At 39.3% G+C, this 12,670-nt stretch carries 14 protein-coding genes and 1 riboswitch; of the genes, 12 read left to right on the forward strand and 2 right to left on the reverse strand.

All coding sequences use genetic code 11. The features are described from left to right. Nucleotides 1–159: 159 nt before the first annotated feature. Nucleotides 160–1,155, forward strand: a complete 996-nt coding sequence (locus D1B33_RS12030; RefSeq protein ID WP_118876645.1) for an LLM class flavin-dependent oxidoreductase — start codon at nt 160–162, stop codon at nt 1,153–1,155. A gap of 703 nt (nt 1,156–1,858) precedes the next feature. Here D1B33_RS12030 and D1B33_RS12035 read toward each other — a convergent pair. After that, entirely contained in the window at nt 1,859–2,671 is an 813-nt protein-coding gene (locus D1B33_RS12035; protein ID WP_118876646.1) for a S1C family serine protease, read from the reverse strand. Nucleotides 2,672–2,797: 126 nt separating this feature from the next. Beyond that, nucleotides 2,798–2,892: riboswitch (guanidine-I (ykkC/yxkD leader) on the forward strand. A 104-nt stretch (nt 2,893–2,996) separates the two neighbouring features. On the opposite strand from D1B33_RS12035, the gene D1B33_RS12040 reads away from it, so the two are divergent. The 8 genes from D1B33_RS12040 (at nt 2,997) to ltaS (ending at nt 8,974) form a co-directional block, all read left to right on the forward strand. Further along, nucleotides 2,997–3,353, forward strand: coding sequence for a DMT family transporter (locus tag D1B33_RS12040; RefSeq protein ID WP_118876647.1), 357 nt, complete (start codon nt 2,997–2,999; stop codon nt 3,351–3,353). Further along, on the forward strand, nt 3,335–3,649 hold the full coding sequence (locus tag D1B33_RS12045) for a DMT family transporter (protein ID WP_118876648.1): 315 nt from the start codon (nt 3,335–3,337) through the stop codon (nt 3,647–3,649). Before D1B33_RS12040 ends, D1B33_RS12045 begins: the two co-directional genes overlap by 19 nt. Before the next feature lie 331 nt (nt 3,650–3,980). Next, nucleotides 3,981–4,313, forward strand: a complete 333-nt coding sequence (locus D1B33_RS12050; RefSeq protein ID WP_118876649.1) for an STAS domain-containing protein — start codon at nt 3,981–3,983, stop codon at nt 4,311–4,313. Between the two features lie 86 nt (nt 4,314–4,399). Next, entirely contained in the window at nt 4,400–4,528 is a 129-nt protein-coding gene (locus tag D1B33_RS18770) for a hypothetical protein (protein ID WP_267897049.1), read from the forward strand. 205 nt (nt 4,529–4,733) lie between these two features. After that, nucleotides 4,734–4,895: a hypothetical protein gene (locus tag D1B33_RS18470; RefSeq protein WP_158582968.1), complete on the forward strand. Its 162-nt coding sequence runs from the start codon at nt 4,734–4,736 to the stop codon at nt 4,893–4,895. Between the two features lie 700 nt (nt 4,896–5,595). Next, nucleotides 5,596–6,147, forward strand: a complete 552-nt coding sequence (gene thpR / locus D1B33_RS12060; protein WP_158582969.1) for an RNA 2',3'-cyclic phosphodiesterase — start codon at nt 5,596–5,598, stop codon at nt 6,145–6,147. A 95-nt stretch (nt 6,148–6,242) separates the two neighbouring features. Then, nucleotides 6,243–6,401, forward strand: a complete 159-nt coding sequence (locus D1B33_RS12065; RefSeq protein ID WP_118876652.1) for a multidrug transporter — start codon at nt 6,243–6,245, stop codon at nt 6,399–6,401. A gap of 662 nt (nt 6,402–7,063) precedes the next feature. After that, on the forward strand, nt 7,064–8,974 hold the full coding sequence (gene ltaS, locus D1B33_RS12070) for a lipoteichoic acid synthase (protein ID WP_118876653.1): 1,911 nt from the start codon (nt 7,064–7,066) through the stop codon (nt 8,972–8,974). 65 nt (nt 8,975–9,039) lie between these two features. On the opposite strand, the gene D1B33_RS12075 is transcribed toward ltaS, so the two are convergent. Next, on the reverse strand, nt 9,040–9,588 hold the full coding sequence (locus tag D1B33_RS12075) for a recombinase family protein (RefSeq protein ID WP_158582970.1): 549 nt from the start codon (nt 9,586–9,588) through the stop codon (nt 9,040–9,042). 91 nt (nt 9,589–9,679) lie between these two features. Between D1B33_RS12075 and D1B33_RS12080 the strand changes: the two genes are divergently transcribed. The 3 genes from D1B33_RS12080 (at nt 9,680) to D1B33_RS12090 (ending at nt 12,530) form a co-directional block, all read left to right on the forward strand. Beyond that, nucleotides 9,680–11,113 (forward strand): SulP family inorganic anion transporter, encoded by a 1,434-nt coding sequence (locus D1B33_RS12080; RefSeq protein WP_407656728.1) that lies wholly within the window; start codon nt 9,680–9,682, stop codon nt 11,111–11,113. A 12-nt stretch (nt 11,114–11,125) separates the two neighbouring features. Further along, entirely contained in the window at nt 11,126–11,545 is a 420-nt protein-coding gene (locus D1B33_RS12085; protein WP_118876655.1) for a universal stress protein, read from the forward strand. 190 nt (nt 11,546–11,735) lie between these two features. Continuing rightward, a complete protein-coding gene (locus tag D1B33_RS12090; RefSeq protein ID WP_118876656.1) occupies nt 11,736–12,530 on the forward strand; it encodes a polysaccharide deacetylase family protein in 795 nt (264 codons plus the stop codon). Nucleotides 12,531–12,670 lie beyond the last annotated feature (140 nt).

Below are 12,670 nucleotides of genomic sequence, written 5' to 3' on the forward strand. Positions count from 1 at the left end.
TTTAAGGGATATTTTTTGGGAGTGTTTGGGGAAAATCCCGAGTAGCTAAAGGATTCGACACAACCAAGGTAAGTCATAAAAATGGATTTTATGCTTTTGAATTCATTACAATGAACTCATTCGTTGATAGATGACGTGTTCACATAAGGAGGCTTTAAAATGAAATTAAGTGTATTGGATCAAGCACCTATTACGAAAGGGAATACAGCTGCGGACGCGGTAACTAAAGCGGTAGAATTGGCAACCGTTGCGGAAGAGCTGGGGTATGAGCGTATTTGGATGGCTGAACATCACAATACAAAAGGATTCGCCAGCTCGGCTCCTGAAGTTATAGCCTCCTATATTGCAGCAAAAACGAATCGGATTCGTGTTGGGACAGGGGGCACGATGGTGATGCATTATTCTCCTTACAAAATAGCGGAAGTTTTTAAAACGTTAAGTGCGTTGGCTCCCGGGCGAATTGATTTCGGAGCGGGCCGGGCTCCGGGTGGCGACCATTATGCCATGTATGCTCTATCCGAAGGACGGCAACCGCAAGTAAACAACTTATATGAGAAGATAAAATGGACTCTGGAATTCCTCAATGATGAAGCACCGAAAAATCCATATTACCAAAAGGTAACCGCGTCGCCTTATAACATAGAATTGCCGCAAAGCTGGCTGCTCGGATCAAGCGGCAATAGTGCGGTGGAAGCTGGGAAAATGGGCCTCGGTTATTCTTATGCGCAATTTTTTAATGGCTATATGAATAAGCGGGTGTTTGATGCGTATAAAGCAAACTTTATTCCATCAGTCTTTATGGAGAAACCGGAGATTATTGTTTCCTATTTTGCAACTGTTGCGGAAACAAGAGAAGAAGCTGAATATCAAGCGAAACCAGCTGACATTGCCCGACTATTATTCCATAAAGGCCAGGCCGATCCGTTGCGCATGACCCCGGAGGAAGCAAAAGATTATCCGCTATCGGAAATGGATCGAATATGGATTCAAGACAATCGATACCAGCACTTTGTGGGTACGGCACGAGAGGTTGCGGATCAGCTGCATCAGGAGCAGGGAAAGTTTGGATTTGATGAAGCGATGATTTGTACCATCCCGCATTCACAGGAAGCGAGATTGAATGTTTACCGGTTGCTGGCGAAGGAATTGATTTAACTTCATTCATGGGAGTTCAACTCTCCACTGAATGAAGTTAAAGCCTCAGGCGCATGTGATATTGAATGAGAGGTGCCAATTAGGGTGCCTCTTTTTACGTTGAAGAACAATGTCCACAATAGAAATGGAAACTTCATAATATGGAGTTTGCGAGAATAGAATAGTGGCATAAATCATGCTGATGAAAGAATTCTTATATAAATTGAGGGGATGAAGAAGCTGGGTTGCCTGAGATTGATCATGTTGTTTTTTTGCATTTTTGGGATTTCCCATTTTTTTATAAATAACGCTTCTTTTTGGGAAACACTTTTATACTCGATTGTGATGTGGACAATCATATTGATGATAAAAAAATAGAAAGGGAGGGAGCTGTCCGGAAAGAATTCTCTTCAGATAGCTCCCATAAAGTATAGCAAAAAATCTTTTCGTCAATTAGGTTGACTAAAAAGTACTGCCCTTCACCAACTAAATCAATGTCGGTAGAGAGGTTGTTAAATTAGGATGTAAATAAATGATTTTTAGATAAAACATATGCCTGAATTTAACTCACTCTACACAGTATAGAATGCATATTATAGAGGAATAGCTGAACCGTCAACAAGGTTGATGAAAAATTGACTATGTAACTTTAGCATCTAAGTGCCTGGTAAAGTTGATTTGAAACGATGCTTTCTATCTTCGTTATCTTGCTAAAGAAATTAAATTATTTCTTCAATTTTTCTTGTAGCAAGTCGACAGGAACAAAAAGCCCCACCCGCCCATGAGTTTCATGTTCCAATGTAGCAAACACCACCCCGATGACGCTGCCGTTTTTATTAATTACGGGACTTCCACTGTTTCCGCGATAAACAGGTGCCTTGATCATCAGCACTTCCTCGTCCCAATCTTCAAGCAGAGTATAATCAATCACATTTCCTTTATTGGCAATTCCCGTAAAGTATAAAGGATTGCCGATGAAATAGATTTCTTCATTTTCCGTCGGAGTGTATGATTCAGCCAAAGGTAAGTAAGGAAGATGCTCGGCATCAATTTTGACGATCGCCAAATCGATTTCAGGATAAGTTTCAACGACTTTCCCCTTAAATAAACTTTCAGCATCCGGGAAGATAACAGTCAAGGTAAGTGCATCTTCTATGACATGGTGGTTCGTGACGATATAGCCGTCTTGCGAAATCGAAAAACCGGTTCCCTTGCCATCATTTGTCTTGATTTCAACGACCGCTTGCTTGTACTGCTGGATATTTTCCTGGCTGGAGAGCTGGGAAGAGGCTTTAAGAAACTCAATTGCAGGAATCGAATAAATTTCAAAAATCACAGCAAACGTACTAAAGGCGAGCATCGCAGCCATCATCCAAGCAAAAAGACGAATGCGTTTTGGCCTTTTCTTTGGTTCTTTTACACCGGATAGCCGTTCTTCCCGTGCTTTCTCAAGTGCCTTTTTCTGTTCCTCGAGAACCAACTCGATTAATTCCTCTTCGCTGATCGGTTCAAAATCCTCGTTCTTCTTTTTATCCATTTCGCCACTCCTTGAAATGTCCTTTCATTCATCTTAACGAAAAGCGCAAGGGTTTGAAAAGCATCGTTCCCCTTATACTTGAAACGGATTGTTGGTTGTGACATAATATAAAACAATTAAATGAAGAGAAAAGTTTTCTAGGGTTCCGTAAGTTGCTGCTTAGTCTGGTCCGAGAGAAAACTGCGCGAAGCGTGACACGGAAGGACAAAAGCCTGGGAGATATCACTATATCTCTTGAGGCTTTTTTTGTTTAATAATCTCTAATTTCGAACGCAGCTAAGGCGGGCATTCTACACTTTTCTTTTAGATAGGAGGTAGTTGAGTTATGAATGGATGGCTAAAGGTTATTACCGCATCATTCCTAGAAGTATTCTGGGTAATTGGGCTTGCCCATGCCGATGAAGCGTGGGAGTGGATTGCGACAGTTATTGCCATTGTGATTTGTAATGTTTTATTAATTCAAGCGACTTCTGTACTTCCAACAGGAACAGCATATGCCGTTTTTGTTGGCTTGGGAACAGCGGGCGCGGTCGTATCGGAAATCTTGTTTTTTGGAGAACCATTTAACATCATCAAGATTTTACTGATTGTCCTATTGTTAGTCGGCGTGATTGGCTTAAAGCTTGTGACGGATGATCAAGAAAAAAAGGAGGCTGATGAAGAATGGCATGGTTCGCTTTAATAATAGCCGGACTTTTTGAAACCTTTGGAGTCGCCATGATGAACCAATACAGCGTCAGCAAAAATTGGAAGCCCCTTGTGCTATTAATCCTGGGTTTTTGTGCAAGTTTATTCTTGCTGGAATATTCGATGAACACCATCCCCATGGGAACCGCCTACGCCATCTGGACCGGTTTTGGCGTGGTAGGAGGAACCGTTGTCGGAATGCTTTTTTATGGCGAGTCCAGGAGCTGGAAAAGGATTTTGTTCATTACCATCATTCTTTGCTCAAGCGTTGGACTGAAAATGGTATCTTAGAAAGCCTGATTATTGGACGATCGTTATTTAACAGGTAGTGATTTAATGAATGCAGGTGATGATACTGCCGATCTGATTGAATCTATTCCAATAAAGTAACATAGGAATTTTAAAAGTGTATATATGTTTTAAAAGGGCTGCATGTTTCGTCATGTGGTCTTTTTTTAATTAAGGAAGGCTAAACCCCTTAGCTGAATTTTTATGTTAAAATCGGGAAATAAAACAGGGTTTATGGGTATTTAGGTATAGAAGTGCTAATAAAAATAAGTTGAAATGGTTTATTATTTTAGGATTGGGGAATAGGTAAATCAGCATTATGGAGGCGAACTAAATGAGGTCAAGTATTCAATTTCATAAAAATGAAAATATATTAATAGGGTTTATTGAAGGTGAAATCGATATTCATACAGCGCCAATATTAAAAGATGAACTAGAATCGATTGTTTTGTCAGACGGCATGATTCTAGAACTGGATTTGTCCAAGGTAATTTATATGGATAGCAGTGGTCTTGGAGTAATTGTTGCACTCTATAAAAGAGTAATTAAAGAAAATGTTTATTTAAAATTGGTAAACTTATCTCAACGAATTTTGAGAATGTTTAAAATTACAGGTCTTAGCGAATTAATGGATATTGAAATGCAAAGAGCGACTAATGCAAGCTAGTTTTAAATAGTCTCGTTTATTTAGGAAAGCATTTTTGAAGTATAACCATGATATTTCTCCAACATATCTGCGAAGGAGGGATAGAAATGGCTAATGATCGTAGTAACCGCAACAGCCGAAAAGAGTTTGCTAACGAAGCAAATGTTAATCGTAGCTTTAACCCAAATCATGAAGAATTCGCAGCTGAAGCAGATTTCAATCGTAACAACTGTTAGAAATGACAAATTCAATTAAATTGTAAGGGCCTGGAATGCTTTTAAGTATCCCAGGCTTATTGTATTTATTACTGTTTAATAAAGAGCACCATCTCAATGGGATGAACATTTTTCGTATTTCCGGTAAAATATTACTCAAAATTAACATAAATATCAATTTCAATCGTTTATACTAAAAGTAAAGCAAAACCAGAGGGGGAATTAAATGGATACTGAAAAGAATAAGCCATCAGCACCTCACTTGGATGAAGACCCAAAAAGCAATCATGAAACTAACGATAATGAGCTGCATCAAAACATAAAGGAAACAATTGAAAGAAATAAAAAGTTAATAGAGAAGAATCACGAAATTCTACATAAAAAATAAAATTCTTCATCCTCTTAGGTTAATGATGGTTACAAGCAAGGAGTAGAAGATGCATTTTTCTTCAATTAAAGGCGAGTGCGTCTTTTTTTCATAAAAGGAGCGGATTCGAAAAAGCTTTTAAAAAAGAAACGATGTTAGAGTATAGGATATGGAGTTATGTATCTATTCATGTCAAAACCAAACAAACCATCAACCGCGGGAGAAAGTATATTTTTATTTATCTCAATACTTATAAACATGCTTACCCTTCCATTGGCTTTTTTCATAGGAGTCATGGCTACAGATTCTCCTGATAGTGGTATGAAAGAAATGATATTGGCTTTTCTATTTGTTCAGGGAATTCCATTACTCCTATTTGCTGGCAGCCTGTTTCTTTTCATTAGCAGGATTCGAGAAAACCGCAAGAATGAAAGATCGTTCAACAGAAAGAATGGAGAATAAATAAAAGTTACAAAAAATTGAGTATGTTATTGGGAGATGAGATGCATTCCAGGGAAGCGATGCGCCAGTTTTCCTTACATCGACCGAATGAAGCGCATTCCATGGATTCAGCACGCCAGTTTTGCATTTCACCCCAACCAATAGGCTTACCATCATAGAGCCGGACTGTCGACTGTTCCTTTTCATTGCGCATGAATTATGTAAATTCAGGTATCCTTAAAGAGAATCTGCTTTTTTAAACGTGGAGAGGATGGTACAGGTGGGTAAACATCATTATTTCGTTGCGGTAAAGCTTCCGGCCGAAGTGAAAGCTTTTTTACAGAATTGGGTGAAAGATCATCAAGAGGAGTTTCCGTTTGGAAGGTGGGTACATCCCGAAGATTTCCATATAACCCTCGCTTTTTTGGGATTTGCGGAAGAAGAGATGAAACAAAAACTCGTACGGTCATTGCCTGGAATTTTGGGGCAGGAGCCGACATTTACATTAAAGCTCAATAAAATCGGGACATTTGGAGCCGTTAAGAAACCAAGAATTTTTTGGGCAGATACCGAGCACTCCGACGATTTGAATCGCATTCAACAAAAGGTATACCGCCAATGTATCGACATAGGATTTGAGCTGGATAAAAAGCCATTTCGCCCGCACATAACATTGGCAAGGAAATGGAACGGCGATCAGGATTTCAATCCCGAAAAGTTAACGGAAATTGGTGGTCAACTTGCTTTTACGGTCAATGAAGTTGTTCTTTACGAAACTCATTTGGATCAGACACCCAAATACGTGGAATATGCGGTATTTCCTTTGAGATAGAGTGTCGATTTTTCAAATGTTACCAAAACTTAATATAAAAGTTCTATTAAATCGTTTATACTAAGATTAAAGTCATATGAGGAGGGGGAATTTAAATGGATATTGAAAAGAATAACCAATCAGTACCTCACTTAAATGAAAACCAAAAAAATAAACATGAACCTAACGGCAATGATCAGCATCAAAATATTAATGAAACCATCGCTAAAAATAAAGAAACTATAGAAAAGAACCGCGAAATTCTGCGGAGATAATAAAATAATTTTTTCAACCTCTTCTTAGGGCGCTTTTCATAAGGAAAGCGCCTTTCGTATAGGGTGCTATGGTTCGAGCGCAACAGTTGATATTAATGGTCAGTGATTTTACATTAGGTAGATACCCTTATTATTTATTCCTAAACCTTGGAGTAAATAATTATTTTACATAATGGTTGTAGCATGGTGCAGCAACCGCATTTGTGGGCAAGCTAATTTAATAATTGCAGCGTTTGCTTGCTTTTGGACAGGAGATTCTCCTGTCTTTTTATATACAGCTTTTCTGGCTGCAACTAATCTTCTACTGATGCATTTTACCCAAATTCATCCTGCATTTCATGTTGATGCCTGCATATGCAATTAAAAAGGTGGTCGAAATCGTTCAAATTTGGGACTAAACATGTTAAACTCTTTCTATTGCGTTTTTCGGACTCATTTTTTATGAGATTGAAAAGGTTCAAAAGTCAATCGGTAATCACTGAGGGACAATAGGAAACAAAAGGTAGAACAGCGAAGGGTCGTTTAATAGATAAGACTCTTTTTAAGAGAGTGTTTTGATAATTTCTCACGTAATAAGCAGCGGATGCTTATTAATATATGATTTAAACAATAAATTTTATAAAAAATGAAAAGTATTACAATTTAGTAGAGTGGGGGTATTTATGAAAGTCGTTTTACAAAAAAGCCGGAATTTGTTCAGTAAATTTGCTGTCTTTTTCCTTTTGGCAGTTATTTTTCTATGGATCAAGACATATATCGTTCAATTGACGCAGTTTGATTTAGGGGTAAACAATTCAATTCAAGAGTTTCTATTATTTTTAAACCCATTGGGCTCTTCTATTCTATTTTTAGGATTAGCGTGCTTTTTTAGAGGAAGAAAAAAATACATCTGGTTAATTGTTATTGATTTCCTTTTATCCTTCCTTTTATATGCCAATGTGCTATACTACCGCTTTTTCAACGATTTCCTTACATTGCCGACCTTATTTCAGACGCAAAATTTTGGAGATGTGAGCACAAGTATTCCATCTCTTATAAAACCGTATGATTTTTTATTTTTCATCGATATTTTGGTGCTAATCGGCTTGCTTGCTTTTAAGTTTGTTAAAGTCCAATCAACAAATGTGAAGCGCCGGTATGTGGCGGCTACCTTGTTAGCCGGCTTGAGCATTTCAGGGCTGAATTTGGTTTTGGCGGAATCGGATCGCCCTCAATTATTAACAAGAGGTTTTGATCGCAGTTATATTGTGAAGTATCTTGGGATGTACAATTATACGATTTATGATGCCGTACAAAGTACCAAAGCTTCTACACAAAGAGTTATGGCAGACAGCGACGACATTACCGAAGTGATTAACTTTACGCATTCCAACTATGCCGAGCCGAATCTGGAATATTTTGGAGCAGGCAAGGGAATGAATGTCATTTTGCTGCATCTTGAGTCGATTCAGGAATTTCTAATCGATTATAAATTGCATGGTGAAGAAGTGACGCCATTTTTAAATTCCTTGACTCGGGATGAAAACACTCTATATTTTGATAACTTTTTCCATCAGACAGCACAGGGAAAAACGTCTGATGCCGAGTTTCTTTTGAATAACTCATTATATGGGTTGCCGACAGGGTCGGCCTTTACATTGAAAGGACGAAACACATACCAAGCAGCACCGGCAATTTTAGGGCAGCATGGGTATACATCGGCAGTGTTCCATCCCAACACAGGGACATTCTGGAACCGCAATGAAATCTATAAATCATTTGGCTATGATTATTTCTTTGATTCTAGCTACTATGATATGATTCCGGGGCAATTAGCGGATTATGGGCTAATGGATAAACCATTCTTTGAGCAGTCCATACCGAAGCTGGAATCTTTGCCGCAACCATTCTATACGAAATTCATTACTGTGTCGCACCATTATCCATACAAGATGAATCAGGAAGAGGCTACGATTGCGCCCCATACTACTGGGGATCAATCGGTAGACAATTACTTCCAGACGGCTCGTTATGCAGATGAAGCATTGGAACAGTTCTTTGCTTACTTGAAGGAATCGGGATTATATGATAATTCAATTATCCTCATGTACGGCGATCATTATGGAATTTCCCAAAACCATAATGCGGCGATGGAACAAGTTCTTGGCAAGGAAGTAACGCCGTTTGTGAGCAAGGCGGAGCTGCAGCGAGTACCATTGTTCATTCGTGTACCGGGCATGGAAGGCGGCATCAACCATAAATATGGTGGACAAGTGGATATTCTGCCGACGCTTCTACACTTGCTGGGCGTGGAAACAAAAGAAAATGTCCATTTCGGAACAGACATATTGTCCGAAAAGCATGATGAAATTGTGCCATTCCGTAATGGTGACTTTGTAAGCCCGACGATTACATTTGTGGATGGAAAATTCTACGATTCAAAAACAGGCTTGCCATTGGCAGAGGAACGTTTGGAAGAAGCGAAGAAATACCATGAAAGGGTACAGCTTGAACTGGAACTGTCGGATCGAGTAGTCAATGGAGATTTGCTTCGTTTTTATACACCAGAAAGCTTCAAGCCTTTAGAACGTTAATGTAAATTAGAGAAGAGCAAGGTTTTGGAATTCCAAAGCCTTGCTCTTTTTTTGGTTATAGCGCGTTACTCAATATCCTTGCTTTCAAGATAACGGTACAGGGTGGATTTGCTGATGCCGGTTTCATTTTTGATGTCGATCAATTTAATGCCGGCATGATACATTGAAATCGCCTTTTTTATATTTTCATCCGACTTTTTGGGGCGTCCAATGGATTTGCCTTGCTTTTTTGCTTGATGTATTCCATTTGTTGTAGATTGTTTGATGATATCTGATTGAAATTTAACGATATGGCTCATAACATCTTGAAGGGTCTTTTCCAAAAGCTCATCGCTTTTTAATCCTTCATTTAAAAAGTGAATGTTCACATGATCTTTTTCACATACTTTTAATATTTCAACCAGATGCCGGGAAGTATCAGCCAAAGCGATCATGCTTTCGACGAGGATGGAGTCCCCGGATTGCATTTCCATGAGCAGCGATTCAAGTTCGCTTCGCTTTTTGGGGGTCCCATGGGTTTCATGAAAAATTCGATCGCATTTGCCTTGTAACTTATTTAATTGGTTTTCTGAGTAGATGTCATTATATAAAGGTCTTACGTAACCGTATATCATCAATTGAGCGCCCCTATCTTTTTCCCAAAAGGGTTCCTTTTTGGTAATGGCGATGGTACAATGTGAAAGAATTTTAGAAAAGGAGATTATCATGCAAACTTTAAAACAACAATGGTTCGGGAATGTTCGCGGCGATATTTTATCAGGGATTGTCGTGGCGCTTGCCTTGATTCCTGAAGCGCTTGCCTTTTCAATTATCGCCGGGGTTGACCCAATGGTTGGTTTGTATGCATCATTTATCATAGCGACCGTCATTGCATTTGCCGGTGGACGGCCTGGCATGATTTCAGCTGCCACGGGAGCAATGGCGTTGGTAATGGCCCCATTAGTGCGGGATTATGGTTTGAATTATTTATTGGCAGCAACCATCTTGACGGGGGTTATTCAAATCTTGTTGGGGGTATTGAAAGTAGCAAGAATCATGAAATTTATCCCTAACGCCGTGATGATTGGTTTTGTGAATGCATTGGCCATCTTGATTTTTATGGCTCAATTGGAACATTTCATCGGCATATCAACCATGACTTATGTGTTTGTCGCAGTGACATTAATCCTATTATACACGTTACCACGCTTCATTAAAGTTATTCCTGTACCGTTAATTGCGATTGTTGCCTTAACATCCATAGCAATCTTCAGTGGAGTTGATTTAAGAACAGTGGGGGATCTTGGGACAATTACGCAAACACTGCCAACTTTCTTTATACCAGATGTTCCGTTGAATTTCGAAACGCTGAAAATCATCCTCCCATATTCCATCTCGCTGGCAATCGTAGGGCTGTTGGAATCGCTGTTAACAGCACAGATCGTGGATGATATGACGGGAACGGAAAGTAGTAAAAACCAGGAAGCACGAGGGCAAGGAATTGCCAATGTCATTACAGGCTTCTTTGGGGGAATGGCTGGTTGTGCCATGATCGGACAATCCATGATCAATGTGAAATCCGGTGGTCGAGGAAGATTATCGACACTCGTGGCCGGCATTTTCTTAATTTTTCTGATTATCGTTCTTGGGGAATTGGTTGTTCAGATTCCAATGCCTGTTTTGGTAGGAATCATGATTATGGTAAGTATCGGAACATTCGATTGGAGTTCGTTTAAATACATTATGAAAGCCCCACGTACGGACGCCCTCGTTATGCTGGCGACTGTTGTCATTGTAGTTTATACCCATGACCTATCAAAAGGCGTGTTCGCAGGTGTAGTGTTAAGCGCCATTTTCTTTGTTGTCAAAATTTCGACGGTCAAAATCATGAAAGAAGGAAATCGATTTACTGTTGACGGCCAATTGTTCTTCGCTTCTACAGACGGCTTTGTGGAGTATTTCAAAAAAGCAGATATTCAAGAGGAAAATTTAACACTCGATTTTTCGAATACCCGTATTTGGGATGAATCCGGTGCAGGTGCCGTCATGAAAGTGGTAGAGCTATTGAGGGAAAAAGGAATTCACGTCAACCTTATCGAAATAGATGCTTCCAGCAAGAAGATAATGGATAAGTTAGACGGAATTTTATCGTCACATTAAAGGAGGGCTCTCATGTATAAACACATTTTGCTTGCTTCGGACGGTTCAGAGAACGCCGTACGTGCAGCAAAAGAAGCGGTTAAAATTGCTTTTTGCAATGAAGAATCGATAATAGATGTGGTGTATGTGGTCGATTTCGATCAGTCAAAAACAGATGTCCTGCACGCCGGTTCCAGTGAGACTTTAGACATTGAACGCCGCAAAAAGAATTCAAAAGTACTCCAATACCTGAACGAAGCCAAGGTGAACTATAAGACAACAATCCTTCATGGCAAGCCGGGACCAGAAATTATCAAATATGCAAATGATCAAAATGTCGATCTTGTTGTGATCGGCAGTCGTGGGCTTAACGCATTGCAGGAAATGGTGTTGGGAAGCGTCAGCCATAAAGTAATAAAGCGCGTGAACTGTCCAGCATTAGTCATAAAATAATACCAGAATGGAAAACCGGGATTTTGAAATCTCGGTTTTTTTTGTTTCCCGCCCTTAATTCCAACCGCGCAATTTTTGTACAACTATGAACAAAAACAGGCAATTAGAAATTATCAAGAACAGCACATTTATTTTGCACATTTAACAAATAATTAGTTATATCTAAATAAAAATTTAAGGGAGTGTTTTTGTGCGAAAAGCAATACTTTCTTTACTTGGCTTGTTCCTTATAGGCGTTGCCATTTTTTTTGTGACTGACAGCAAAAACGGCAGCGTTTCGGCAGATCGTGGCCGTAAGTTTTATGAAGAAGCAGGTCAAATTATTTGGGATATTAAAACAGAGCGAAAAGTAGTTGCCTTGACATTTGACGATGGTCCGCATAAAAAGTATACCTCTGAAATCCTGGATTTGCTGGACCAATACGATGCAAAAGGGACTTTTTTTATTGTTGGCCAACAAGCTGAAAAAAATCCGGACGTAGTTATGCGAATGTACGAAGATGGGCATGAATTAGCGAATCATACGTATACACATCCCTACAGCAGGAATGTTTCCAAAATAATGAAGGAAATCAAGCAAACAAATGACGCTATTTTCAGCATTACAGGTCAAACGCCAACCCTTTTTCGACCGGTGGAAGGACAATATACCGATCCCATGATTGACGAAATCTCAAAAGGCGGATACAAAGTCGTTATGTGGTCTTGGCACCAAGATACAGAGGACTGGAGAAACCCTGGTGTAAATCGTATCGTGAATCGAGTGTTAAATGGAATAAGAGAAGGGGATGTGGTTCTGTTTCACGATGGAGGCGGAAATAGAACGCAAACCGTGAGAGCATTGGAAAAAATCCTGCCGGAACTTCAAAACCAGGGTTATCAGTTTGTAACGATTACTGATTTAATGAAGATACAAATGCAGGAAAGCGGACAAAACGGCCATGATTATAAAGTGAATGAAATAGATGAAGTAGAACAACCCTAAAAGTCTTTGGAATTTGTGAAAAGGAAAATGACATGCGGTAGTTGGAAGCTCGATTACCGCATTCGCGCTGAACAAACAGGTTACATTTAAAATGCTTTCCATTACTATCCTTTTGTATCTTCAATCGCTGTTGACGATTA

It is taken from the genome of Ureibacillus yapensis, assembly GCF_003515775.1.
GTDB classification, from domain to species: Bacteria; Bacillota; Bacilli; order Bacillales_A; family Planococcaceae; genus Ureibacillus; species Ureibacillus yapensis.

What these genes read in the sequence shown, in the direction of transcription:
- D1B33_RS12030 (WP_118876645.1), top strand. Translation starts at nt 160, where the DNA reads ATGAAATTAAGTGTATTGGATCAAGCACCTATTACGAAAGGGAATACA.
- D1B33_RS12035 (WP_118876646.1), bottom strand. Translation starts at nt 2,671, where the DNA reads ATGGATAAAAAGAAGAACGAGGATTTTGAACCGATCAGCGAAGAGGAA.
- D1B33_RS12040 (WP_118876647.1), top strand. Translation starts at nt 2,997, where the DNA reads ATGAATGGATGGCTAAAGGTTATTACCGCATCATTCCTAGAAGTATTC.
- D1B33_RS12045 (WP_118876648.1), top strand. Translation starts at nt 3,335, where the DNA reads ATGGCATGGTTCGCTTTAATAATAGCCGGACTTTTTGAAACCTTTGGA.
- D1B33_RS12050 (WP_118876649.1), top strand. Translation starts at nt 3,981, where the DNA reads ATGAGGTCAAGTATTCAATTTCATAAAAATGAAAATATATTAATAGGG.
- D1B33_RS18770 (WP_267897049.1), top strand. Translation starts at nt 4,400, where the DNA reads ATGGCTAATGATCGTAGTAACCGCAACAGCCGAAAAGAGTTTGCTAAC.
- D1B33_RS18470 (WP_158582968.1), top strand. Translation starts at nt 4,734, where the DNA reads ATGGATACTGAAAAGAATAAGCCATCAGCACCTCACTTGGATGAAGAC.
- D1B33_RS12065 (WP_118876652.1), top strand. Translation starts at nt 6,243, where the DNA reads ATGGATATTGAAAAGAATAACCAATCAGTACCTCACTTAAATGAAAAC.
- ltaS (WP_118876653.1), top strand. Translation starts at nt 7,064, where the DNA reads ATGAAAGTCGTTTTACAAAAAAGCCGGAATTTGTTCAGTAAATTTGCT.
- D1B33_RS12075 (WP_158582970.1), bottom strand. Translation starts at nt 9,588, where the DNA reads ATGATATACGGTTACGTAAGACCTTTATATAATGACATCTACTCAGAA.
- D1B33_RS12080 (WP_407656728.1), top strand. Translation starts at nt 9,680, where the DNA reads ATGCAAACTTTAAAACAACAATGGTTCGGGAATGTTCGCGGCGATATT.
- D1B33_RS12085 (WP_118876655.1), top strand. Translation starts at nt 11,126, where the DNA reads ATGTATAAACACATTTTGCTTGCTTCGGACGGTTCAGAGAACGCCGTA.